Raw genomic sequence first — 23965 nt, forward strand, 5'->3', positions numbered from 1 at the left:
TGGGGCGCCGGGCGTTCCTCTCCTGATCACTCGCCTTCACTCCCGCCCTCCCCCGCGACGCGCCACCAACTGCTCATGCAGTGACCACGCGACGGCGTAGGACTGGCAGATTCGACCGGGAGCAAGAAGGCTGGATCAGTTTTCTGACTTGGTAGCGCACGTCCTGCAGTGAGGAGGCGGTAATTCCAAATCTGCGCCGCATGAAGATAAGCGTCGGTTCATCTCACTCCCCAACTGTTGGCCCCCTTCCCTGCCCGACCACCCGTGCGGCTTCCGGGCGAAGGTCTCGCGCAGGTAGAGGCCGGCAGGTAACGCCAAGCCCCAGCGCCCTTGAACATCGACCCAGGGTGCGCGTGCCCTCAGCGTCGTGACAGGCACCGCATGCGGTGATCCCGTGGACGACGGCACCAGCAGGCAGAGCAGGCGCAACTCCCTGCGCCTGCGAAAATTCAGGACATTTCCTTTCATCACTCCCCCACAAGATTCCGGCCACGGCGCTGCGCAAACGCGTTAAGCCCGAGCTGATCGAGGCGCCGCAACGTCTCGGCTTCATAGGCGCCCGTGTCCTGCAACGCATCCACATAACCGGTAAAGCGCATGAACTGTGCGAACGCCCGATCCGGATCCGAGTAGCGAATCCTCCGCAGAAGCAACAGCAGCTGATGGGCAGTCGTCCTATTCATTCGCGTAGTCCCCTGCGCTGAAGACCGTCTTGCCCTGATCCAGGTCGCTGCGAATGCGATGGAGATTGATCACCCGACGACGCCCGATCTTCACGGTGGGGATCGTTCGGGTTTCGACCCAGCCGCGCACCACGTCCTCGGTGATTTCCTCAAGGCCGCACATCTCCGCCAGGACGAGCTGAGTGCAGAACGGCGCACAGCGCGCGTCGTTTATTCGTTCAGGCTTTCCATCAGCGCTAAGCCCCACTACGCCAGACTGTTCCATATAAAGCTCCTATAATCGGCTCTATATTTGGACAAGCCGTGTACTTAATACACGTCTCAAATACACGCAAATAATACATTAACCCGAAAAAGCATAAATGTAGGAAAAGTCTGGGAATAGTGTATGAGCGAAGGAATTACGCAGCGCGCCATGCAACTGTTGGAAATGGCCAGCATCACCGAATTATCAGAAGCAGGTAGTACGGGATATGTTCGCTGGCAGAACATAAAGCGTGGGCGTGCCCGCCTTGGTGCTGATGAGATAGGAATACTAAGCAGAGTTTTTCCGCAGTATCAGTGCTGGTTGATCAGCGGAGAGTTGCGTCTCCAAGACGGACAAACCAGCCCCGAACACGACGGTCTGATCGCCCCGCCCTCCTAGGCCTAGCGCCGCCTTTCACCTTCCCCCGCTCGGTGCCCACGTCATGAGGCGCCGGGCGTTCCTCTCCTGATCCCCCGCCTTCACTCCCGCCCTCCCCCGCGACGCGCCACCAACTGCTCATGCAGGGACCACGCGACGGCGTAGGGCTGCTCGCGCGGGTTGAGGGCGTCCCCTGCCTTTCGCCAGCGAGCTTCATCCAGCCCGCTGCGGGCGATTTCGTGGGCGAGTGCATCGATCTGCCGTTCTAGCGTGCTGCCCAGGCCGGCGGTGACGGTCAGGGGCAGGCCGAACAGCGGCCGCCCGATAAAGGCGGGGTGGCGCTCCTCCGGCACATCGAGGCCGGTGGCCTGAATGCCCAGCAGGACGACACGGCTCTCGGCATCCACCACCTCCAACCCGTACGAGCCGCCATCGCTCAGGGCCCAGCCGTCGAGGCGCTGGAGGGGGTAGGCCAGGCGGGGCACCTGGGTGAGGTAGAGGTAGCCGGCGCCTGCAGTACTGGCGGCGAGTGCCAGGGTGAGTGAGGTAATCCCTAACGCGCGTTTCATCGAGGCCTCCTTGCGGGTGGGCGAAGCCTACAGGGCGCGGGGCCTGGCGGACCATAGCGGCTTGCCGGGGCGCTGAAAGCGGAACTGGCCGGTCATCCTCCCGGCGGGAAAAAGTTGTACAAACCCCTTGTACAAACTTATACGCAGCAGTAGAAAAACTATACAAATTCACTCAATGTACAGCTTTAGAGGACTCCACCATGCCGGCCTACCGCGCGCCGCTCCGCGACATGCGCTTTGTGTTCGATGAAGTACTCGATGCCTATACGCACCTGCAGGCTTTGCCATCCCAAGGGGAATTCGGCGCTGACCTGGGCAGCGCGATCCTCGAAGAGGCGGCGCGCCTGGCTGAGGGGGTGCTGGCCCCGCTGAACAGCTCGGGCGACAAGGAAGGCTGTCATTACGACCCGGCGACCCGCGCGGTGAAGACGCCCGCCGGGTTCCGCGAGGGCTACCGCCAGTTCGCCGAAGGCGGCTGGACGGCGCTGGCCTGCCCCACCGAGTTCGGCGGCCAGGGCCTGCCCCATGTGCTGAACATGATGGTGGAGGAGATGGTGTGCTCGGCGAACCTGTCGCTGGGCATGTACCCGGGCCTGACCCACGGCGCCATCAATGCCCTCACCGCCCACGGCACCCGCGAGCAGCAGGAGGCCTACCTGCCGAAGCTGATCAGCGGTGAGTGGACCGGCACCATGTGCCTGACCGAGCCGCAGTGCGGCACGGACCTGGGACTGATCCGCACCCGCGCCGAACCCCAGGCGGATGGCAGCTACGCGCTGAGCGGCACGAAGATCTGGATCACTGGCGGCGAGCACGACCTGGTGGAGAACATCGTCCACCTGGTGCTGGCCCGTCTGCCTGATGCGCCGGCAGGGGTGAAGGGGATTTCGCTGTTCCTGGTGCCCAAGTTCCTCGCCGATGGCAGCCGCAATCCGGCCTTCTGCGGCGGGCTGGAGCACAAGATGGGCATCAAGGGCTCGGCCACCTGCGTGATGAATTTCGAGGGCGCCAAGGGCTGGCTGATCGGCGAGCCCCACAAGGGCCTGCGCTGCATGTTCACGATGATGAACTCGGCACGTCTGATGGTCGGCATGCAGGGCCTGGGCATTGCCGAGAACGCCTACCAGATCAGCCTGGGCTTCGCCCGCGAGCGCCTGCAGAGCCGCTCGCTGAGCGGGCCGAAGGCGCAGGACAAGCCGGCCGACCCGATCCTGGTGCACCCGGACGTGCGGCGCATGCTGCTGCGCCAGAAGGTGATGATCGAGGGCAGCCGCGCGCTGGCCTACTTCACCGGTCTGCATCAGGACATCGCCCACGACCACCCGGACGCCGAGGTGCGCCAGCAGGCGGACGATCTGGTGCAGCTGCTGACGCCGGTGGTGAAGGCCTTCCTCACCGACGAGGGCTTCGCCTGCGCCAACGAGGGCCTGCAGGTGATGGGCGGCTCGGGCTTCACCGAGGACTGGGGCATCGAGCAACTGGTGCGGGATTGCCGCATCACCCGTATCTACGAAGGCACCAACGGCATCCAGGCGCTGGACCTGGTGGGCCGCAAGCTGGCCCTGGGCGGCGGCCGTGCGGTGCGTGGTTTCTTCCAGTTGGTGGATAAGTGGCTCAAGGCCAACCCCGAGGCGGCCCACGTGGCCAAGGTGGACAAGGCGTTGCGCCAGTTGCAGCAGGCGACCATGTGGCTGGCCACCGAAGGCATGAAGGACCCGGAACAGGCCGGCGCGGCGGCCACGCCCTACCTGCGGCTGTTCGCGCTGACCACGCTGGCCTGGCTGTGGGCCCGCATGGCTCAGGTGGCCCAGGCCAAGCTGGACGCCGGCAGCGAGGAGAAGACCTTCTACGGCGCCAAGCTGAAGTCCGCCGACTTCTACATGACCCGAACCCTGACCGAGACCGACGGCCTGCTGGCCGAGGTGATGGCAGGCAAAGCATCCCTGATGGCGTTCAACGAGGACGAGTTCGCGGCATAGCCAACCCTCTCCTCCGTATGCGCACGCCGGCAATCCCTCCCCTTTTGATTGCCGGTTTTTTTTTGCCCGGAATTGGGTCGGCCCGCAGGGTAGCGCCACGCGGGTTGGGGCCGTCGTAGGGTGGATCGCGCTTCATCGATCCACCGTCTGAGCCATGCCAGATGCCCATGGTGGACAGGAAAAGCATCGCGAATGAATTCGCTCCCACGGGGTGGCGCCACCCTACAAGGCCGTGCCGAACACCCCTTGGTGGATGGGAAGAGCGCCATCCACCCTACGCCACGGGCGGTGATGTGCCGGGGCGTGGGGGCATGTTCATTCGCGATTGGCGAGATGGCCGAGGTGGCCGAGGTGGCCGAGGTGGCCGAGGTGGCGCATCAGCGTGTCGATCAGGAACCAACCCGAAAGCGGCAGGCCGATGAACATCATCGGTACGCTCAGGAATAGCACTCGCCCAACCCAGGCGGTCATGTCCTGCCCGTTCGACAGGCAGTCGTGCAGCCCCTTGGTGTTGCCTTGGCAGTCGAAGTGCTCAAAGGCCCAGATGCCCCATTGCCATCCCAGCCAGGTAACGCCCACCGGGAGCAAGGCCAGCGCGTAGCGGCTCAACCAGCCCAGCCGCTCGGCGCGCTGCCAGAGCAACCAGGGCGGCGCGAACAACAGGGTGACGAGCAGTGGCCAGAACAGCAGGTCGATCATGGGGTACGTCCTGTACGGAAAGCGTCCAAGCAAGGGGCACGATCTTAGCGTCGTCGGGGCCGTGTCGGGTGCCTGAAAGAGATCCACTGGCATGAGCACAAAGCAGCCTGTCATGCTTGCCCGAAGCGACAACCACCTGAAAGGAAGCATCTTGAAGAAAACTACGCTGGCACTCGCGCTCCTGGTAACCACCGCTCACGCGGACGACTTTGATATGAAGTCATACGTGGACAGCGCCTATAAGAAAGGCAACTCCGTCCTCTTCAAATGTGTCGAGGCCGATGGCTCATACGACTACATAGATCTCTATGGCGAAGACGAGATGCTGTGGACGAGGTACGTGGGGGGTGATCCGGTCACAAGGCAGTTCGTAAAGCCCAAAGTCTCGAAAGACAAGGTCGTGATTCCATTCGAAAACGCTTATGAAGGTGCCTCGGAACGAGTGTTCACCTTCGTGGCCAAGGACGGGAACAAGGTGACCTGGAACTACGGGAAGCCATGCACCACTGAACTCTAGTGGCCTCATGTTCCCGGAAGGCTAAAGCGAGCCCTCCGGGAACCATTAGCAATTCACTTTCCCAGTCTCGATAGCGCTAGAGCCGTCCCAAACCCCGCCCCCGCCACCATCACCGGCAACACCGCATACACCAGCACCTCGATCGCCATCTCCAGGCTCGTGTAGGTGCTCCAGCTCGCTACCCGGTTATCGAAGACGCTGATGTCCACCAGGTACCACGCAAGCATCGCCAGCAAGGTGGCCAAGGCCACTCTGAGCAGGCGGTAAGTAATGCGCTTGCCTAGCCAGCGGGCGAGCAGCAGGAACGGGATGAGCAGCAGCGCATGCACCAGCAGCTCCTCGGCCAGCGAGTAGCGCCCCATGTCCGAGGGTGGGTTGCTGGCGAAGGGCGCGAGGGCCCAGAGGCCCTGGAGCAGAGTGCCGATGATGAAGAGCAGGCTGGCCGCCAGTGCGCGGCTGGCGGTGCGGAGTCCATTGCCCACGAAGTGATCCGTCCTGTGGATAAGGTGCGCATTGTATGCCGTGAGCGGGGGGAGAACCGCTAAAGCGTTCGCGAGCAGGAGCTTTGCCGGATGATAGCGGTGGATGGAAATTTTGCATCTCGACGACGCCCGCTTCCCGAGCCCTACACTCTGGTTTCGGATCGGGCAGCGGAACCAAAGCCACGACCACTCCCACCTGAAAAGGCGAACACCTGAATGAACTCCTACTCCGTCAGATGCATCTTTCGTTGGGCGCCTCGTCCAAACCAGAAAGCCAAACACCTCTATGAAGAGCGCATAACGCTGTGGCAGGCCAACGACATGGATCACGCCATCCAACTGGCTGAGCAGGAAGCGGAAATCTATGCGACTGAAGACATGAAGTTCCTCGGGCTCTCGCAGGCGTTCGAGCTGTTCGAGCAGATCCAAGCCAACGGAGTCGAGGTTTTCTCATTGCTGCGGAGCAGTGATCTCGAACCAGAGAGTTATATCGATGCCTTCTTTGACACAGACAACGAACACACAAGCCACTACTCCGAAGACAGTATTCGCTGAGGCTTTCCACCATCCGGTGAGTACGAGATGAAATGTGGGTCATTCGGTCGCTGAACCCACAGGCGGCCACACGCCTCACACTCGTACATCGTTGTGAAGAGTTCGCAGGTCAAGCTCGACAGCTTTTCGATAAAGAACCCGTCTTCCGTTACTCGCAGCCCACTGCCATACGCCTCGTGTAACAGCTCGGATAGCCGCCCCTCAGTCATGGCAATTTTCATGCTGGCGAACAGCGCTTCTACCCGGTCGTAGAACATCTCTTCACGGTCAGCGCGCAGCAATTCGGCCTTGTAGGGTAGCGAGTCGGTCTGATCCACAATCACATGCCCGCAGCTGCATCCCAATTTGCTCATTCGGTCTCCCTCCCCTGGTTTGCCCCCGGCTTCGTGGCGCCGCTTGATTGACCGCGTGGGTGTTCTACACCCAACCACCCCAAACAAAAACACCCCGCCAGGGCGGGGTGTCTGTCGGGTTGCCGTCAGGAGGCGACGTTGCCGGTCAGGTAGGCGGCGGGCTGGTCGCCGAGCTTGAACACCTTGTACAGCACGGTCAGCAGCACCAGGAACGCCGGCCCGATGTACAGGGCGATGCGGGTTTCCTCGAAGAAGGCCATCAACACCACCACCAGCACCAGGAAGGCCAAGGCGAGGTAGGAGCTGAGGGGGAACAGCCACATCTTGAACTGCAGCTTGCCCTGTTCGGCCGGGCTCAGGCTGCGGCGGAACTTCATCTGCGCGAGCAGGATCATGGCCCAGGTCCAGATGGCGCCGAAGGTGGCGATGGAGGTGACCCAGACGAACACCTTCTCCGGCACCAGGTAGTTCAGCAGCACGCCGAGCAGCAGGGCGCCGATGGACAGCAGCAGCGCGTTGCGCGGTACGCCGTTACGCGAGGTGCGGGCGAAGGGCTTGGGCGCCTGGCCGTGCTGGGCGAGGCTGTAGAGCATGCGCCCGGTGCTGAAGATGCCGCCGTTGCAGGAGCTCAGCGCCGCAGTGATGACCACGAAGTTGATGATGCCGGCGGCGGTCTTGATGCCCAGGCGCTCGAAGGTCATGACGAAGGGGCTGCCCTGGGTGCCGATCTCGTTCCAGGGATAGATGGACATGATCACGAACAGCGCGCCGACATAGAACAGCAGGATGCGCCAGAACACCGAGTTGATGGCGTTGGGGATGGTCTTCTGCGGGTTGCGGGCTTCGCCGGCGGTGAGGCCGATCATCTCCACGCCGAGGTAGGCGAACATGACCATCTGCAGCGACATGAGCACGCCCTGGATGCCGTTGGGCATGAAGCCGCCATGGTTCCACAGGTTGCTGATGCCGGTGGCGATGCCGCCATTGCCGATGCCGAAGACGATCATCCCGGCGCCGGCGACGACCATGGCGATGATGGTGACGATCTTGATCAGGGCGAACCAGAACTCGAACTCGCCGAAGGCGCGCACGGTGATCAGGTTGATGGTGCCCATGCTCGCCAGGGCCAGCAGGGCCCAGATCCAGCGGTCCACGTCGGGGAACCAGATCTGCATGTAGATGGCGACGGCGGTGATCTCGGCGACGCAGGTCACCAGCCAGAGGAACCAGTAGTTCCAGCCGGTGAGGAAGCCGGCCAGCGGGCCGAGGTAATCCTGGGCGTAGCGGCTGAAGGAGCCGGCCACGGGGTTGTGCACGGCCATCTCGCCGAGGGCGCGCATGATCACGAGGATGGCGAGGCCACCGATGATGTAGGAGAGCATGATGGCGGGGCCGGCCATCTGAATGGCCTTGGCGGAGCCGAGGAACAGGCCGACGCCGATGCAGGCGCCGAGGGCCATGAGGCGGATGTGCCGCTCACCCAGGCCGCGTTGCAGTTCATGTTCGCTGCTGGACATGTGAACCTCTTATTTTTGTAAAAGGGCTGGCACCCGCCGAGGGGTAACCCGGCAGGGCTGACTGTTGTTTCCGCTACCCGGGTCGCGGGAGCGAAAAGCAGAAATCGCCCGTTCGGCAGCAAAGACAAGGCAGGCTTTGTCGGCCGGATACGGACGGTTGGCTGTTGTATAGAGGGGGCACCGAGGGGGCAATGCGACAATCGGCTTCCCGATTAAAACAGCTGAATCTGCCGCGCGAACTATACAGGGCGAGAGAAATAACTTCGATGCGACCTTCTGACAGGCGGAGTCGTTCTGGTACGGCGGTTCTTGGAGCGAAAGAAGTCGACGCTACAGGTTCCTGGCCGTTTCGCCAGGAAACATAAGCCCATGGCTGTCTGGTGCTGGGCTCGATGGGTTTCGCAGAGCTCTACCCATCCTACGGGTCCGTGACACAGGGTCCGGCGAAGGCGCTTCCCTGCCCCGCCGGATCCCGTTGCCCTACTTCAGCGGCATGCAGATGCAGGTCTGCAGCTGCGCGGGCGGGGTGGTGCGGGGGTCGTTCATGTACATCTCGAACATGGGGAAGTTCGCCGGCTCGTGGCCGCTGGCGGGCAGCCATTGCGAGAACATCCAGTTGTAGGGCTTTTCCATCTCGTTGTACGGGCCGGTGTAGGTCAGTACGGCGCAGCGGCCAGCGGGGATTTCGAAGCGCAGCAGCTCGTCGCCCAGCACGGCATCGGGCGCCACCGGGACGCAAGCCATCGAGCGCAACTCATGCTCGGGCACCTGGGCGGGGTCGTCGAAGTAGATGCCGTAGCCGACCGACTCGGGCTGGGCGATGCCGCGGGTGGCGGCGAGCATGAAGACGCGGGCGAACTGCGGGCCGATTTCCTGGTAGCTGCCAAGATGGGCCAGGCCTGCCAGGGTGACGTCGGGTAGGGTTTCGATCTTGATGGGGTACATGCCGAGCTCCTTGGGGTCGAAGGGTCGGGAGCGGGCTGCGCGATAGCGCCCCGGCGGGATGCCGAAGGCGGTGCCGAATGCCCGGTTGAACGCCGCGTCCGACTCATAGCCGGCGCGCTGCGCCACATCACGCAAGGAAGCCTCGGGGTTGCCCAGCGCCACCGCCGCGCGGTGCATGCGGATGCGTTGCACCGTGGCGTTCACCGTCTCCCCCATCAAGGCGCGGTAGACGCGATGGAAGTGGTACGGCGAAAGGCAGGCCAGGTCCGCCAGCCGGTACAGGTCCGGGTCGGCGTCGGGGTGGCGAGCCAGCCAGTGCAGGACGGGTTCCAGGCGCTGGCCATAGTGGTTCAGGGTCTCGGGCTTCATGCGGCCTCCTTGGAACGCACTGTAGCGACGGCGGTTTTGCAGATTTTGCGCTTTTTACAAGGCGAGGCCGAAGGCGCCAGGGCAACGCTGTGCGCTGCTTGGCGAATGAGTTGGCTCTGTCTGCGTTAGCTGTTGTGGCTTTAATGCAAGCGCTCAAGCACGGCCCTTTCCGGGCGCCCAAGGGGTCGTGCCACCGCCACCGCATGGGTTTCGCTTCGCTCTACGCCATCCTACGAAAGCCTGTGCGCACCACGTGGCAATGCGCTGGACGAAGAAAGGTGGGGCAGCCGCCAACGCCCCTCCAGGAGGCCGAACGCAGTCGTTGCGCCGGGGGACGAGCGGCATGGATGCCGCGAGAGGCGCGCCAGGCCATGGATGGCCCATCGCGCCGGCCCCCAGACGACGCTTGCGGCGAACGCACTGCAGTGCGGCCCGAAGGGCGAGCGTAGCGAGTAACGACGATGGAGTGAGGGAACCCCGGCGAAGCCGGGGCCGGATGACGGGGCATGTATGGATCAACCACATGGGTAACAAAAGAGTTCAGTCACATGGGTGACACTTTCAAGGATAGATAACCCTCCTTCTGCTCTTGCTCATCTACGCGACCAATCACAACCGGGCCGAAATGCACGGCCCAGAGTTCTTCACCAATCTGCTCCAATCCAATCTGTTCGTGCTTGAGCAGGTGCCCTACGTAGATACGTAGTCCCCTTCGATTGAGGATGCCGTTGCAATCTGCCCGATAGACTTCGACATGGCCCGGATACGTCAGCTCCGGCAACTGTTCTGGATAAGTACGTGGTGACTCCTTGTAGCACTGGCTGGGTGTCTGCTGCTTCAGGGCCTCATGAGGTCTCTGCTGGTTGTAGTTCTGAATGAACTCATCGAAGCGCTGCTGTTGCTCTGCCATGTGCGCCGCCACAGGCTGGGTGACTGCTCGTTTCAAGGTCCGGTGCATGCGCTCATGCCGCCCATTCTGCTCAGGCCGCCCCGGGGCTATGCGCTCCGGAATGATCCCCAGACGTAGCCACCAGATCGATAGCTGGGTCAGGCCAGTTCTGCCCGTACTGGCAAACGGTGTTCCGTTGTCGGTCCGCAGGCGCAGTGGCAGTCCATGGCAACGAAACAGCCGCTCAAAGGCTGCCTTGGTCTCCTCCAGTCGTGTCCCTGCCATGCCCTCGCAGGCCAGGAGGTATCGGCTGGCATGATCCATAACCGTCAGGGGGTAGCACCACTTACCGTCCTGGGTCAGAAACTGGCCTTTGTAATCTGCGCTCCAGAGCTCATTGGGCTCGTGGGTCGTCTTCAGCGGTTTTGGATAACTCGGTACCCGGCGGCGAACTCGTCGGGGGGCGATAAGGCCCTCCAGTTTGAGGATGGTGTAGATCGTGGTCCTGGAGGGACTCTGCCCGGGGTAACGTCGCTCAACCAGCGCCTGGATTTTCTTGGGCCCTAGCTCAACCTCCGAGCGCCGTCGCAAGTCGAGGATGTACTCGCGAATGACATAAGGAGTTCGCTCCTGCTCGTGACGCTTTCGGCTCTGCTCGGCAAGCCCTTGCATGCCGGCTTGCTTGTAACGCTCAACCCACTTGTAGCCTGTCTTGCGGCTAATGCCGAAATGCTCACAAAGCCCAGTGAAGCTGCTCACCTGCCTGAGGTAATCAGCGATGAACAATACTTTTTCGTCCATAGGTTTCAGCTCTCGCCAAGGCATGGGGCACCCTCCTGAGGGAACCCCGCTAGGTTAAAAACTGTAACCCATGTGGTTGAACCGATTTGTCACCTATGTGGGTGAGTCATACCGGCAAGCGTTTTTGGTTCCTTTTTTGGCGATTGAAAAAAGGGACTCGCCCGGGGGGGGGGGGCGAAACCAGAAACATCATCAGAGCTCGGCAATCAGCTGGGTTCAAATCTTCTAGCAACACTTAACGCAGACAGAGCCAATGAGTTCGCCCTGCGGCGCCTACGAGCCTACTTCGCCCGCTGGCGGGTACCGAGCAGCAGACCGACGAAGATCATGCCGCCGCCCATCCAGTGATAGCCCTGCAACGCTTCACCGAGGATGAGGAAGCCGAGGATCGCGGTGAACACCGGCATCAGGTAGTTGGTCAACGAGGCCTTGGCCACGCCGAGCACGGCGATGCCGTGGTTCCACAGCAAGTAGGCGATCAGCGAGGCGAAGGTGCCGGTGTAGCCGATGGCGGCGAGGTTGCGCAGGCTGGGCTCGAAGTGGGCGCCACTGGCCAGCTCCAGCAGGTAGAACGGCAGCAGCAGCGGCACGCCGCAGAGCGCCAGCGCACCGAGGAAGGCCAGCGGCGGGATGCCCTGGAACCAGGCAGCCCAGCGCCGTTGCAGCAGGGTGTAGAGCGCCCAGTCGAGCACCGCCAGCAGCATGATCAGGTCGCCGGGGTTGAAGCTCAGGCTGGCCAGCGAGGCCAGGCTGCCGCGGCCGATCAGCACCAGCAGCCCGAGGATGGCCACCGCCATGCCCAGCCAGGCGCGCCGAGTGGGCCATTCGCCCAGCAACAGGCCGGCACCGATGAAGGTGGCCAGCGGCAGGCAGGTGTTGAGCAGGGTGAGGTTGATCGCCACCGTGGTGCGCGCGGCGCAGTACAGCAGCACGCTGTAGGTGCTGATGCCCATCGCTGCCACCAGTACCAGGCGCCAGCCGGCGCGACGCACGGCGGCGCGGTGCTGCCAGAGGGGGCGGGCGACGAAGGGCAGGAGAATGGCCAGGGCCAGGCTCCAGCGCCAGAAGGTCAGGGCGATGGGCGGGATGTCGTCATGGAAGGCCCGCGCCACCAGGGCGTTGCCGGCCCAGCAGGCGCTGGCCAGCAACAGGCCGGCCCAGGCCAGGGCCGGGGCGCGTGTTTCACTCATCGGTCAGCTCTGGCCCAAGGGGCGCAGGCGGTATTGCGGCGGCAGCTGCTCGATGCCGCTAACGGTGACGTTGAGGTTCTTCCAACGGCCGTCCTTGATGCCGTAGATGCAGCCGTGCACGGACAGCTCCTGCCCACGGTGCCAGGCGTTCTGGACGATGGTGGTGTGGCTGACGTTGGCTACCTGCTGCATGACGTTGAGCTCGCACATGCGGTCGACGCGCTCTTCCTCGCTGGTGAACTGCGCCAGGTGCTCGCGCTGGTCGTAGTAGAGGTCACGGATGGTGCGCAGCCAGCCGTCGATCAGGCCGAACTGCACGTCCTGCATGGCCGCGCGCACGCCGCCACAGCCATAGTGGCCGGTGACGAGAATGTGCTTCACCTTGAGCACGTCCACTGCGTACTGGACCACCGACAGGCAGTTGAGGTCGGTGTGCAGCACCACGTTGGCGACGTTGCGATGGACGAAGAGGTCGCCCGGCAGCATGCCGACGATCTCGTTGGCCGGCACGCGGGCATCGGAGCAGCCGATCCACAGGTATTCGGGCACCTGCTGCTTGGCCAGCTTCTCGAAGAACTGAGGGTCACGTTCCTTGATGTTCTCGGCCCAGCGGGCGTTGTTGTCGAACAGCTGCTGCAGGTCGCTCATCGGTCTTCTCCTCATTCTTATGGCCGGCGCACCTTACGGAGGGTGCCAGGCTTTGACAAGCGCCCGCCGCGCGCCGTCACAGCGGCTCAGCCCGCCGCCAGCACTTCCGCTACCGCACGCTCGGCCGCCTCCACGGCGCCGTCGAAATAGCCCATCCAGCGCGTGGCGGTTTCGGTACCGGCGAAGTGCAAGCGCCCATGGGGCTCACGCAGGCGTGCCGCACCCGTGGTCCATAGCCCCGGCGGGAAACAGGCGGCGTAGCAGCCCCGGGCAAAAGGCTCATCGGCCCAGCACTTGTCCACATACTCCAGGGGCGCCAATGCCTCCTGGCCGAAGTAGCGAGCGAAGCACTCGAGCACCACGGCGCGACGCTCGTCCTCGCTGCGCATGGACCAGTGCCGCGCCTCGTCGCCCTCGATGAAGCCCAGCAACACACCACCTGCTGAGCCGGGCAGGCTGTTATCGAAGGTCAGCCGTACCGGCCCGACCTCGCTGGTGGCCTGGCCGGAGAGCCCACGCTCGCGCCAAAAGGGGCGCTGGTAATGCGCCATGCATTTGATCGAGGCGCCCTGGGGCTGGCGTTGCAGCATCTGGTCTCGCCAGCCGGGCAGCAACGGCGCCTGGGTGATTCTCAACAGCTGGGTCGGCGGCACGGCGAGGATCACCCGCCCAGCCTGGTAGCGCCCGCTATCGGTGAACAGCTCGACGCCCTCCCCATCCTGGCGCAGCGCCCGCACCGGCTGGCCGAGGCGCACCGCATCGCCCAGGCGCGCCGCCAGCTCCAGGCAGATGCGTTGCGAGCCGCCCTGGATACGGTCCTGCTGGGCGCCGTTCTCGACGCCAAGGATGCAGTCGAAACCACTGCCGGCCTGCACGTAGAACAGCACATGAAGGAAGGACAGGTCGTGGGGGCTGGCGGCGAACACGGCGCCGCTCATCAGCTCGAACACCTTGCGCCCCTGGGCAGTCTTCAGGGTGCGGCGGATCCACTCGGCGAAGGTCATCGAGTCCCATTCTTCCGCACGCGGGTGGCGGGCCGGGTCATCCAGGGGGATCTGCCGTGACAGGCGCTCGAAACGCATCTGCGCCTGCAGTACATCCAGCAGCACCAGCGGCGAGAAGCGCGGAATGGTGCCGCGATAGGGCTTCAGCCGGCCGCCGAAGAAGGTCAGGTTGTCGCCCTGGTTCCATAGCGGGAAGGTGGAGAGATTCAGCTCGCCCAGCAGCCCGAGGATGCGGTCCTGGGTCGGGCCCACCCACTGGCCACCCAGCTCCACCACATCGCCTGTGGATAACCCATGGTTGAGGGTGCGCCCCCCCACCCGCTCGTTGGCCTCCAGCACCTGCACGCGCTTGCCGGCACAGGCGAGGCGCCAGGCGGCGGTCAGCCCCGAGATACCCGCCCCGACCACGATCACGTCCGTTTGCTGCATGGCGCCCTCCTCGCCTGATGGTGGCAAAAGGGTACGCCGGTACCAGAAGCCGGAAAATGGCCGTAAATGCCAGACTGGCCGACGGATCGGGGCAAATGGGGGGAATCTTTCCGCGTGGCGGCCGTCCACCCTCCATAGCCACAGCGTGGAGGCCACGCCATGAGCCAGCCAGACCCGACCCGCAACAACCCCGCGACGGACGAGGAGCACGATCCCAAGGCCCCGGAGAAGTCGCTGACCGAAGCGCCTGCCGGCAGCGGCCCGGTGGAGGAGTTCCCGCCGCGTCAGTTGCGTGAGGCCGGCCTGACCCGGGGCGGCACACCGCACCCGCCGAAGGATTTCGACCTGTCGCCGGAAGAGCTGCTGGAGGATGAAACCGACACGCCGCTCAGCAACCCCAGCGGCACGCTGTCTCGGGATTTCGACCTCAGCGTTACCGGTGACGAGGAAGAGGAGCTGCACGAGGAAGAGCAGCCCCGCTACGCCCGGCGTGCCCGCTAGCTTCTAGGGACGTCGTCGAGCGCAGGCATTTTTCAGTCCAGCAGGGTGCAGGCCATCACCAGGGCATCCTCGCGGCCACCCACCGCCGGGTAGTAGCCCCGGCGCCGGCCGATCTCGTTGAAGCCATAGCGCTCGTAGAGCCGGTAGGCCGACTCGTTGCTGGCACGCACTTCGAGGAAGCATTCGCCGGCCTTGAGCTCCAGCGCGCGCGTCATCAGGTGCTCCAGCAGACGCAAGCCCAGCCCGCGCCCCTGGCTTTCCGGCTTTACGGTGATATTGAGCAGGTGCGCCTCATCGATGATCACGTTGATCACCCCGTGGCCGACCTGCTGGGTGCCTTCGAACATGATCCAGCAGTCGTAGGACTTCAGGCCGTCGGCAAAGATGCCGCGCGTCCAGGGATGGCTGAAGGCGGCATATTCGATCTTGAGCACGGCATCGAGATCCGCCTCGGTCATCCGGCGGAAGGAAACTGCATCGGTCATTCAGCGGATTTCCAGCGTCTCGTCACCCGGCGCATGGCCTGCCACAGCTCGGCCTTGCGTTGCGGTTCGTCCATCAATAGCTCCAACCCTGGCACAGCCCAGGCGGCGCCCAGGCCTTCGACCTGGAGCTCGCGGCAGTAGGCATCGGCGTCGGCTTCCCCGGCAAAGCGGATCGCCGGCAAACCCACCAGCCACAGGCAACTGCAACCGGCGCCCTCTTCCATGCGTGCAGCGACGAAGCCCTGGAGGAAATCACGGGCAGCGTCTGGCCCCTGGTCCATGTTGCCGCGCACCAGCAGCGGCCAGCGCACCGGCTCACCGATCATCTGTGGCGCATCCGGCAGGCCGGCGGCGCGCAGCAGATCCTTGAGCAGCAGGTAGGCCGGGTCGCGGCTCTGGAAGCCTTCGCCGGTGGGCAGTTCCACCAGTAACAGGCAACTGCCGGCACGCAGCAATTGCAGGGAGAAACGCGGTGGCGCCACCGGAGCGGTTTTCACCGGCTCCGGGGTCGCTTCATTGGCGGGCTCCGCCGTCGGCTCGGGGTTCACCGCTACGCGCGGCGTGGTGCCGGGGCGCGGTACCTCGATCTTCGGTCTCGTGGGTGCCTGCACCGGCGCCTCGGCTGCGGCCGGGGTGGCCTGGGTCGCGGCAGCGGCGGGAGTGGGCACCCGCGTCGGTTCGGGTTTCGGCGCGGCCTCGGGCTGCACCAGCAGCTCGGGGCGCGAAGGCGCAGCGAAGGGCAATACCGTGCGCGGCAGCCAGGTGGCGACCTGCATGGCATCGAGATAAGCGCGGCGACGGAGCTCTTGGATCAAACGTCAGCTACCTGTGGATGGGCTTTGCGTACGCCGGCCTGCATGAGGTTCAGCGCGTTGAGATAGGCCTTGGCGGAAGCGACAACTATATCGGTATCCGCACCGTTGCCGTTGACGATTCGTCCGGCTTTTTCCAGGCGTACCGTCACTTCACCCTGGGAATCGGTGCCCTGGGTGATGGCGTTGACCGAATACAGCTGCAGGTTGGCGGCCGAAGCAGCGAGGCTTTCGATGGCCTTGAAGGTCGCATCCACCGGGCCGGAGCCTTCAGCACTGGCCTCACGCTCGACACCGCCGATGCTCAGTACCAGCCGCGCGTGGGGCACCTCGCCGGTGCGCGAGACGACTTCCAGGTGGGCCAGGCGGAAGTGCTCCGGCGCTTCCTCGCCGAGGCTGTCGGAGACGATGGCCTGGAGGTCTTCGTCGAAGATTTCGTGCTTCTTGTCGGCCAGCACCTTGAAGCGGGCGAAGGCGGCGTTGAGTTCGGCCTCGCCGGGCAGCTGGATGCCCAGCTCCTCCAGGCGGGTACGGAACGCGTTGCGCCCGGAGAGCTTGCCGAGGGACAGCTTGTTGGTGTGCCAGCCCACGGACTGCGCGGACATGATCTCGTAGGTTTCGCGGTGCTTGAGCACGCCGTCCTGGTGGATGCCCGACTCGTGGGCGAAGGCGTTGGCGCCGACGATGGCCTTGTTCGGCTGCACCGGGAAGCCGGTGATGCCGGAAACCATGCGCGAGGTGGCGAGGATGTGCGGCGTGTCGATGCGGGTGTGCACGCCGAGGATGTCGGCCCGGGTCTTGATCGCCATGACGATCTCTTCCAGCGCGGCGTTGCCGGCGCGCTCGCCCAGGCCGTTGATGGTGCATTCCACCTGGCGCGCGCCCACCGCCACCGCCGCCAGGGAGTTGGCCACGGCCAGCCCCAGGTCGTTGTGGCAGTGCACGGAGAACACCGCCTTGTCGGCATTGGGGATGCGCTGCAGCAGTTGGCGGATGGTCTCGGCGTACTGGTGCGGGATGGCGTAGCCGACGGTGTCGGGGATGTTGATGGTGCGGGCGCCGGCGTCGATGGCGGCCTCGATGATGCGGCAGAGGAAATCGATTTCCGAACGCCCGGCGTCCTCGCAGGAGAACTCGACGTCCGCGCACAGGTTGCGTGCGTGGCGCACGGCGTGCACGGCCTGCTCCACCACCTGGTCCGGCTGCATGCGCAGCTTGTACTGCATGTGGATGGGGCTGGTGGCGATGAAGGTGTGGATACGCCCGGAGTTGGCGCCCTTGAGGGCTTCGGCGGCGCGCTCGATATCACCTTCCACGGCGCGGGCCAGGCTGCACACGGTGCTGTCCTTGATGCTGTCGGCGATGGCCTTGACCGCCTCGAAGTCCCCCGGGCTGGCGATGGCGAACCCTGCCTCGATCACGTCGACACGCAACCGCTCCAGGGCCTTGGCGATGCGCAGTTTCTCTTCCCGGGTCATGGAGGCGCCGGGGCTCTGCTCGCCGTCGCGCAGGGTGGTGTCGAAAATGATGACGCGATCGTTGTTATTCATTGTGGTCACTCCTCATGTCCCCACCGGGGGTGCGGCCGGGGCGCTGGCTAAAGACGCCGCGGCTTGTGGCCGCGACGACGGATGACGAATTGTGGCGCGAAACGCGCGAGGCGGGAAGGCACGGGCGGCGCACGGAAGGCGCCGCCGGGCGGGCGGTTCAGTTGATCGGCGTGGCGGTGAGGTTGGCGCGGATATCGGCGTTCTGCAGCTTCACCCCGTACATGGAGGTGACGGCGCCGCCGGTGGGGTGCACGTGCTGGATGCGGTCGATGTTCACTTCCTTGAAGTGGATGCGGCCGTTGACCGCGAAGCCCAGCGGGTCGGGGGTGACGGCGGTGCAGGTGCTGCCGGTCTTGGTGCAGACCTTGGTCGGCGCGACGTCGAGGTTGAGGTCGGCGTTGAAGCCGTAGGTGTTGGCGTTGGGGTCCTTGGGGTTGCCGTCGGAGGTGTAGAAGTTATCCACAACCAGCTGGCTGCCGCTGCCGTTCACGCCATTGACGCGGTCGGTCTCGATGATCACCTGGTTGCGCTTCTCGTCGGTGGCCACGCCGTTGACCGTGCTGTCGATGGTGGTGTCGCGCACGAAGACGTTCTTCAGCTTGACCGAAACGCCCTCGTTGCCGCGGTCTTCCCAGCGGCCGCCGCTGGCGGAACAGGCACTGGCAGTGGAGCCGCTGCCGCCCACGCAAAGAGCGCCGGCACCGCCGGAGCTGAGCGCCAGGGTGGAGCCCTGTTCGTAGCGCTTGAGCACCAGGCGACCGAGGCTGGTACCGGTGGCGCGGTCGCCCCAGCGCAGGTCGGCGACATCGAGGTTGGACCAGTAGGTGCCCTTGCGCAGCTCGACGCCGTTGTTGCTGACGTCCACCGAGCCATCGCGGAAGTGCATGTCGTAGCGGGTGCCGGAGAGCCACAGGCCCTTGCCGGTCTCGTCCACGGTGATGGCGGCGCGGGCGTCGGTGATGAAGAAATCGGCGTTGTAGCTGATGCCCGAGCCGCTGCTGCCACCCGGTTGCAGGGTGAGCTGGCCATTGAGGGTGAAGTCGTAGGCGGGGAAGATTTCCATCAGCACCAGCAGTTCGGTGCCGCCCTGCAGCGGCGCGGTGGCGCTGCCCACACGCAGGCCATCGAAGCTGTAGCTGCCCTTGACGTTGTTCAGGCCCAGGCGCAGGCCGTCGAAGTGGCCGTTGTAGCTGCCCTTGCTCATGTCGCTCTGGGTGCCGGCGTAGCACGAGGTGGAGGCGCCAGCCGCGCAGCTCTTGGTGATGTCCAGGGTGACCTGCCCGGTGCCGTTGGTGCGCAGCCCGCTGAACCACATGCTGTTGCCGTTATCGGTGAGCGAGACCGAGCTGTTGGCCATGTTCCAGCTGACGTCGGCGGTGATGCCCTTGAGGCCCGAGTTGGGATCGCCGCCAGGGCGCAGCTTGAAGATGTTCTTCTTCGCGCCGTCGTCGACGAAGTTGAGGTCGATGCCCAGGCTGCCGAGTTTCTGGTTGGTGGGGTTGCCGATGATCAGCCCGCCCAGGGTGGCGTTGAGCTTGAGGTCGGCGAAGGCGACCTGGACGAAGCTGCCATTGCCATCCTGCACCAGGTCGAGGGTCAGGCCGGCGAGGCTGCGCAGGGTGCCGGAGAAGTTCTCGGCACGCAGGATGCCTTCGTCCTGGTACTGGAACAGGCTGTTGACGATGTTCACGTCGGGCCGGATGCGCAGGCCCGAGCCGCTGGCGCCGCCACTGGAGATGCTGACGCTGCCGCCCAGGCGCAGGTCCATGTTGAGCTTGCCGAAGCTCTTGCTGGCATTGGGGTCGCGCAGGTCCGGCGCGTCGGGTGTCACCGGCAATGCAGTGGGGTCGCCATGAGCCAGGTCCAGGCCGATGCCATTGATGGCGGCGACGAAGCGCGAGCTGCCCAGGTCGAGCCGCACCGCCTGGCCATCCCCACCGCTGACGATGTCGATGTAGGCGTTGTTCAGGTAGGCGTCGAGGCTCATGCCTTTGACGATCAGGTCGAAGCCGTTGTCGCGGTAATAGAAGGTGACATCGGAGAGCGAGAGGCGGCTGTCGTCCACCGAGATGCCGGTCACGCCGCTGGCGCCGCCGCCCTTGATCTTCAGCGTCGCACCCAGGGTGTAGAAGGCGCGTAGGGAACCGAAGCTCTTGGTGCTGCCGCCCATTTCGATATTGGTGACGCTGAGCGCCTGGGCGCTGCTGGCGTGCTCGATCTGCAGGCGCTGGTTGACCACGTCCACCTTGGTAGTGGAAGTGATGCTGGAGCCACTGCGCGGCTGGTTGCTGACGCCACGCAGGTTGAGGCTCTGGCCGTCCTCGCTGTAGCTGATGTTGCTGGCCGACCAGCCGGCGCTGGTGGTTTCCAGGCTGATGCCGTCCTGCCCGGTGACGTCGGACAGCGCCGTGTCATCCAGCGCCTGCATGGCCTGGGCCAGGGGGCTGAGGAGTACCGCGAACAACGCAACTGCACGCATCGCCCTGCTCCTTGTTATTTGGGGAAGACCAGCACGCTGCCCTGCATGCGGATGTCGCCGTCGATCTTCGCCGAGAAGATGTTGGTCTGCTGGAAGGTGGAGTCGCCGCCATTGGCGGTGGTGCCCACCTTGTTGCGCCAGCCGCCCTGGTTGGCGACGGCGAAGGCGAAGCTGCCGTCCTTGAAGCGCACGTTGTTGGGCAGGCCCAGCTCGATCACGTCCTGGTTGAAGCCGGCGGCGCTGTCGTTGATCAGGCGGGTGCGCAGGGTCAGGCCTTCGAAGCTGAACACGCCCTTGAGGTTGTCGAGCACGTACCAGCCGCCCGCTGCCTCGGTGCGGATGGCGATGCGCATGCCGCAACTTTCCGGGGTGCTGGAGCCGGCCGTGGCGCAACTGCGCTCGCCGATGGTCCATTGCGCGGCGTTGTTGGTGGCCGGGGTGCTCCAGAGCACGCCGCCGCCCTTGTTGATACTGAACTCGCCGGAAAGGTAGACCCCACCCTGCCCGCTCGTGGCGCTGAGGTCGGCATCCGCCATGGGCTTGAGCTCGGCCTGCGCGCAACCGGCGGCAAGCAGCAGGACCAATGGGAGGAGTCTAGAGGTCATGGCTGGTCACCTTCAGGTAGTTGATGCTGAGGCCGCCGACTTCGTTGTAGCCAAAGTTGTATCCACCGGTGCTAGCGTTGCCGCTACCGACCGTTAGGTTGTTGATGACGATGTTGGTACGCGGTGCATTGGCATAGAAATCATCTGCCAGAGCTTGCCTCTGAGCAGCCGTAGTGCCGGATGCCGTCGGACTCTGCAGCTCCAACACGAACTGACCATTACTGGTCGCGTCGAACAACAGAGGCTGGCTCTTGCCGTAACCCAGAGCGACCGTGGCGTAGGCGCCACTCATGAAAATAGTGCGATCACGTTGCTGCTCGGCAGTGGTGCAGTTGGCACTACCGGCCGCGCAGGACATCAGCTGGATGCCCTTGGCGAACAGGTTGATGCGCATCTCGCCGACCATCTGGCTCTTGGCCTTGTCGCCCCAGAGACGCAGGTAGGACCCGTCCATGGCCAGTTCGGAGATATCCAGGTTGAGTACGTCGGTGCGCCCGGCGGCGACCTGGAAGTCGAAGCGGATGCCCAGGTCGACCTTCTCCGTGGCGCGGCTGGAGCAGGTGTTGCCGCCGGTGGAGTAACCGCTGATGCAGGCCGAGCCCCCCGTGGTGAGGCGCTCGGGGAACATGAACTCCAGCACCGAGACGCCGTTGGGGGTGGTTTGCACCCACTGGCCGGCATCGTTGAGGGTGCGCATGGTCTCGCCACGGGCCAGGTTTAGGGCGAAGGGGTGGTCCAGCCGGCCAATGGTTACAGGATTGAGATTGGCGCCCTTGTTGCTTCCGATGGCACCTAGATAGAACTCTTTCACCGCAATGGGTACGTTCTGCCCGCTGCCATTGTTGATGTCGTTAATGGTGATGGTGGCGTTATTCGCATCCAGCAGCACCTTATCCAGCACGAAACCGATACCGGCGCCGTCGACGCGGGACAACTCGGCATCATCCAGAGCCTTGAGTTCAGCTTGAGCGACCGAAGCCACTACCAAGAAAAATGCGGCAATCGAGGATTTGAGCATGATCAGCACCCCGAAGTAGCGGATCCCAAGCAGGTGTCCTTACGTGGAATACCGTTCAGGGCCTGCTCGAAGTCGAACTTGATACCCGCAACCATGTCACCGTTGGCGTTCTTGTATTTGGGGATGTTGAGAAACGCACCCGCTACGGCGGTGACCAGTGCGTTGGTATCAAGGTCACGCCATTGGGTGTCCTTGAGTTGTACGGATATGAAGACTCCTCGCGCTGCTTGATCCATTCCAGCTGCCGCCGTGTTTCCAATGTCCAAGGACTTGAACTGGCTGAGGTTGAAACACGTGGTAATCCCAATGATCTGGCAGCCGCTTGAAGGGAAAGCCGTCAGTAACCCTCCGAGCAAATTGCAATTGGAAATGCACTGCACAACCGCCCCATCCTTCAGTCCTGCCTGTGCGGCACGGACCGAATCAGGCGTGCCATTGCTGACCAATTCCGCTTCGGACTTGATGATCGAGTTGTCATTGACCGTGGCGCCAAGCAGCAACTTCTGGAAAAAATTGGCGCTGTCCAATAGCGGCTTTGCCTTGCCTTCAAGGTCAACAGCCACCTTTCCGGTCAGATGGGAAATATCACCGGAAAGTACACCTTTCGCCTCGGCGAAGCCGATACGTACACCGACGACCTTGTTCCCCTCGTATGCCAACTCGAAATACGGATCGACGATCTGAAAAGGATTGATGGTGTCGTTGGGTCCTACGGTTCCCAACGCGAAATTGTTGATCAGGATATCCGAGCTCTTGGACTCCCCAGGGCGACTGTAACCGCCCAATTCGAGCTTCTTGATATTGAGCTGGGTATCGACCTTCACTCCGAAATTGACACGGGTGTAGTTCACCGCCCCTGCAGCATCGGTTGTCAGGTTGATGAACGCTTGCCCAGTGACGTTGGAAAGCTCTGCGTCATCAAGAGGCTCCATGCGGGCCTGGGCCGAGGTGGCCAGCAGGCTGGCAGCAAGCACGAGGAAAAGGCGTTTGGCGGGACTGCGGGTCAGGCGCATGGCGAGTTCCCTCTACTTCTTATAGTTATGGCCGAGCACTGGCGGCTCGATTACGTGATGCCACTATAGGGAAGCGCCCGCCATAAGGGCCCGACCCATAGGCGGGAAAAAGGTGGGATTTTTGAAGTTCGCCCTCAGCTCGCCGCTGCGGTTGTTACCCAAATCCACACCTCGTACGCCACCCCTAGCTTCAGGTTGGTCGACACGCCGAGCAGGCGCGGCCTCCTGCCCGCCAGCCTTTGGATAGCTGGGCGTGAAGCGGGGCAACTGGTCCACTGCCGGCTCCATAAAACAAGGAGTCGTTGCAATGCTGAAATCCCTGGTTCGCCCTATCGCCCTCATCTCCCTCGGTCTTCCGCTAATGGCTGCGGCGGCCGATACCCAGAGCGAGCTGGAACGACATATCAGCTACATAAAAGGCGAGGCCGCTCCGATTGCGCCGGTCAAACCCCAGGCAAAGCTGTTCGGGCGCCAAACCCTGGCCACAACGTCATCTCTCAGCGGCACATTGACCGCGGGGAAGCTCATCACATATGACGTGATCAATTACACGGCTTACAACGAAGAACCAACTGATACGACCACCTTCAACATGGTTATGGCTGGTTACTCTCCATCGGGCCCCACCCTCGGCTCAGTGAGTCCCACCTTATCCAGCGTCCGCAGCGTGGCATTTGCCCGAGTGGTCAAACTGTTCAACCCAGCACCATTTCCAGAAGCAGACCTGATGTGCAATTTGCTCCTGACGTCCAGCGATCTTGTGCAAGGCTTGAATATCGACGGCACCTACTTCCCTCTCACTCAAGTAGGATCGTCAGTAAAAAGCGGAACGACGTACTACGACTATGCGACAGTCGCCTTGGATAAGGTCGCGCCCAACTACACCCAATACTTCCTTGACGAACACGCCTTCTGCACCACCTTCGACTCCTTCAATAGCACCTACCCCAACGGCTCCACCGTGTCGCTGACCCTGGTTCCCTAACTCGCCCAGGGCCATGAGCGGCGCAGCCTGGCAGCAGGACGATCACGACAACGCGATGGGTACACAGGGCATGCGCAGGCTTGCTCTCGCGTACCGGGCCTGAAATTTCCTGAATCCGTCCGACAAGTGACCATCCTCGTCAGATTGCGACCGCTCTAGAATGTCGAATGTGAGCTGGAGCACGCTCCAGCCCCATTCCAAGCCCTTGAATTGCCTGGCATGTTTTCTGCCTTGTTACAGATCAGATGCCGTATTGACCGAGT

The 23965-nt window shown here is 63.5% G+C and carries 25 protein-coding genes; 6 read left to right on the forward strand and 19 right to left on the reverse strand.

Annotated features, from left to right (window positions below; all coding sequences use genetic code 11):
• Positions 1-467 precede the first annotated feature (467 nt).
• Entirely contained in the window at positions 468-683 is a 216-nt protein-coding gene (locus ACXI0U_RS19505) for a hypothetical protein (RefSeq protein ID WP_021220417.1), read from the reverse strand.
• The gene (locus tag ACXI0U_RS19510; RefSeq protein ID WP_111264789.1) at positions 676-948 is read right to left on the reverse strand and encodes a DNA-binding protein; all 273 of its coding nucleotides are present in this window, start codon (positions 946-948) and stop codon (positions 676-678) included. Before ACXI0U_RS19510 ends, ACXI0U_RS19505 begins: the two co-directional genes overlap by 8 nt.
• A 123-nt stretch (positions 949-1071) precedes the next feature.
• On the opposite strand from ACXI0U_RS19510, the gene ACXI0U_RS19515 reads away from it, so the two are divergent.
• Entirely contained in the window at positions 1072-1329 is a 258-nt protein-coding gene (locus ACXI0U_RS19515; protein WP_236209850.1) for a DNA-binding protein, read from the forward strand.
• 80 nt (positions 1330-1409) lie between these two features.
• Here the strand turns inward: ACXI0U_RS19515 and ACXI0U_RS19520 are convergent, their stop codons facing one another.
• Positions 1410-1877 (reverse strand): hypothetical protein, encoded by a 468-nt coding sequence (locus ACXI0U_RS19520; RefSeq protein WP_431482715.1) that lies wholly within the window; start codon positions 1875-1877, stop codon positions 1410-1412.
• A 200-nt stretch (positions 1878-2077) separates the two neighbouring features.
• Between ACXI0U_RS19520 and ACXI0U_RS19525 the strand changes: the two genes are divergently transcribed.
• Positions 2078-3856, forward strand: coding sequence for an acyl-CoA dehydrogenase C-terminal domain-containing protein (locus tag ACXI0U_RS19525; RefSeq protein WP_479550712.1), 1779 nt, complete (start codon positions 2078-2080; stop codon positions 3854-3856).
• Positions 3857-4171: 315 nt separating this feature from the next.
• On the opposite strand, the gene ACXI0U_RS19530 is transcribed toward ACXI0U_RS19525, so the two are convergent.
• Positions 4172-4555 carry a hypothetical protein gene (locus ACXI0U_RS19530; protein ID WP_479550713.1) on the reverse strand — a complete coding sequence of 128 codons (384 nt, stop codon included), beginning with the start codon at positions 4553-4555 and terminating at the stop codon, positions 4172-4174.
• Positions 4556-4646: 91 nt separating this feature from the next.
• Between ACXI0U_RS19530 and ACXI0U_RS19535 the strand changes: the two genes are divergently transcribed.
• Positions 4647-5072, forward strand: coding sequence for a hypothetical protein (locus ACXI0U_RS19535; RefSeq protein ID WP_021220411.1), 426 nt, complete (start codon positions 4647-4649; stop codon positions 5070-5072).
• A 53-nt stretch (positions 5073-5125) separates the two neighbouring features.
• On the opposite strand, the gene ACXI0U_RS19540 is transcribed toward ACXI0U_RS19535, so the two are convergent.
• Positions 5126-5554 (reverse strand): hypothetical protein, encoded by a 429-nt coding sequence (locus ACXI0U_RS19540; RefSeq protein ID WP_479550714.1) that lies wholly within the window; start codon positions 5552-5554, stop codon positions 5126-5128.
• Between the two features lie 216 nt (positions 5555-5770).
• Here ACXI0U_RS19540 and ACXI0U_RS19545 point away from each other — a divergent pair, with 216 nt between their 5' ends.
• Entirely contained in the window at positions 5771-6109 is a 339-nt protein-coding gene (locus tag ACXI0U_RS19545) for a hypothetical protein (protein WP_431482718.1), read from the forward strand.
• Here ACXI0U_RS19545 and ACXI0U_RS19550 read toward each other — a convergent pair.
• The 7 genes from ACXI0U_RS19550 to ACXI0U_RS19580 all read right to left on the reverse strand — a co-directional run bounded on the left by ACXI0U_RS19550 (position 6085) and on the right by ACXI0U_RS19580 (position 14254).
• On the reverse strand, positions 6085-6462 hold the full coding sequence (locus ACXI0U_RS19550; protein WP_431482719.1) for a hypothetical protein: 378 nt from the start codon (positions 6460-6462) through the stop codon (positions 6085-6087). The genes ACXI0U_RS19545 and ACXI0U_RS19550 overlap by 25 nt on opposite strands.
• A gap of 125 nt (positions 6463-6587) precedes the next feature.
• Positions 6588-7979, reverse strand: a complete 1392-nt coding sequence (locus tag ACXI0U_RS19555) for an amino acid permease (RefSeq protein ID WP_479550715.1) — start codon at positions 7977-7979, stop codon at positions 6588-6590.
• A 480-nt stretch (positions 7980-8459) separates the two neighbouring features.
• On the reverse strand, positions 8460-9293 hold the full coding sequence (locus tag ACXI0U_RS19560) for an AraC family transcriptional regulator (protein ID WP_479550716.1): 834 nt from the start codon (positions 9291-9293) through the stop codon (positions 8460-8462).
• A 544-nt stretch (positions 9294-9837) separates the two neighbouring features.
• Positions 9838-11007 (reverse strand): integrase core domain-containing protein, encoded by a 1170-nt coding sequence (locus tag ACXI0U_RS19565; RefSeq protein ID WP_111264892.1) that lies wholly within the window; start codon positions 11005-11007, stop codon positions 9838-9840.
• Positions 11008-11264: 257 nt separating this feature from the next.
• On the reverse strand, positions 11265-12173 hold the full coding sequence (locus ACXI0U_RS19570; protein WP_479550717.1) for a DMT family transporter: 909 nt from the start codon (positions 12171-12173) through the stop codon (positions 11265-11267).
• Between the two features lie 3 nt (positions 12174-12176).
• Positions 12177-12821, reverse strand: a complete 645-nt coding sequence (gene can / locus ACXI0U_RS19575) for a carbonate dehydratase (protein ID WP_021220405.1) — start codon at positions 12819-12821, stop codon at positions 12177-12179.
• Positions 12822-12907: 86 nt separating this feature from the next.
• On the reverse strand, positions 12908-14254 hold the full coding sequence (locus ACXI0U_RS19580; protein WP_423728785.1) for a flavin monoamine oxidase family protein: 1347 nt from the start codon (positions 14252-14254) through the stop codon (positions 12908-12910).
• Positions 14255-14413: 159 nt separating this feature from the next.
• Between ACXI0U_RS19580 and ACXI0U_RS19585 the strand changes: the two genes are divergently transcribed.
• A complete protein-coding gene (locus ACXI0U_RS19585) occupies positions 14414-14755 on the forward strand; it encodes a hypothetical protein (RefSeq protein WP_479550718.1) in 342 nt (113 codons plus the stop codon).
• A gap of 32 nt (positions 14756-14787) precedes the next feature.
• Here ACXI0U_RS19585 and rimI read toward each other — a convergent pair whose 3' ends face one another.
• The 7 genes from rimI to ACXI0U_RS19620 all read right to left on the reverse strand — a co-directional run bounded on the left by rimI (position 14788) and on the right by ACXI0U_RS19620 (position 22717).
• A complete protein-coding gene (gene rimI / locus ACXI0U_RS19590) occupies positions 14788-15240 on the reverse strand; it encodes a ribosomal protein S18-alanine N-acetyltransferase (RefSeq protein ID WP_479550719.1) in 453 nt (150 codons plus the stop codon).
• On the reverse strand, positions 15237-16055 hold the full coding sequence (locus tag ACXI0U_RS19595) for an energy transducer TonB (protein ID WP_184487347.1): 819 nt from the start codon (positions 16053-16055) through the stop codon (positions 15237-15239). Before ACXI0U_RS19595 ends, rimI begins: the two co-directional genes overlap by 4 nt.
• The gene (locus ACXI0U_RS19600) at positions 16052-17602 is read right to left on the reverse strand and encodes a 2-isopropylmalate synthase (RefSeq protein ID WP_479550720.1); all 1551 of its coding nucleotides are present in this window, start codon (positions 17600-17602) and stop codon (positions 16052-16054) included. The genes ACXI0U_RS19595 and ACXI0U_RS19600 overlap by 4 nt, the downstream gene beginning before the upstream one ends.
• Positions 17603-17759: 157 nt before the next feature.
• A complete protein-coding gene (locus ACXI0U_RS19605) occupies positions 17760-20081 on the reverse strand; it encodes a DUF6160 family protein (protein ID WP_479550721.1) in 2322 nt (773 codons plus the stop codon).
• A gap of 14 nt (positions 20082-20095) precedes the next feature.
• Entirely contained in the window at positions 20096-20686 is a 591-nt protein-coding gene (locus tag ACXI0U_RS19610; RefSeq protein ID WP_271659035.1) for a DUF6160 family protein, read from the reverse strand.
• Entirely contained in the window at positions 20676-21704 is a 1029-nt protein-coding gene (locus ACXI0U_RS19615) for a hypothetical protein (protein WP_479550722.1), read from the reverse strand. Before ACXI0U_RS19615 ends, ACXI0U_RS19610 begins: the two co-directional genes overlap by 11 nt.
• A 2-nt stretch (positions 21705-21706) precedes the next feature.
• A complete protein-coding gene (locus tag ACXI0U_RS19620) occupies positions 21707-22717 on the reverse strand; it encodes a DUF6160 family protein (protein ID WP_271659037.1) in 1011 nt (336 codons plus the stop codon).
• A 307-nt stretch (positions 22718-23024) separates the two neighbouring features.
• Here ACXI0U_RS19620 and ACXI0U_RS19625 point away from each other — a divergent pair, with 307 nt between their 5' ends.
• Positions 23025-23702 (forward strand): hypothetical protein, encoded by a 678-nt coding sequence (locus ACXI0U_RS19625; RefSeq protein WP_374978945.1) that lies wholly within the window; start codon positions 23025-23027, stop codon positions 23700-23702.
• Positions 23703-23965: the final 263 nt, after the last annotated feature.

Source organism: Pseudomonas sp. C9D1 (assembly GCF_056491235.1).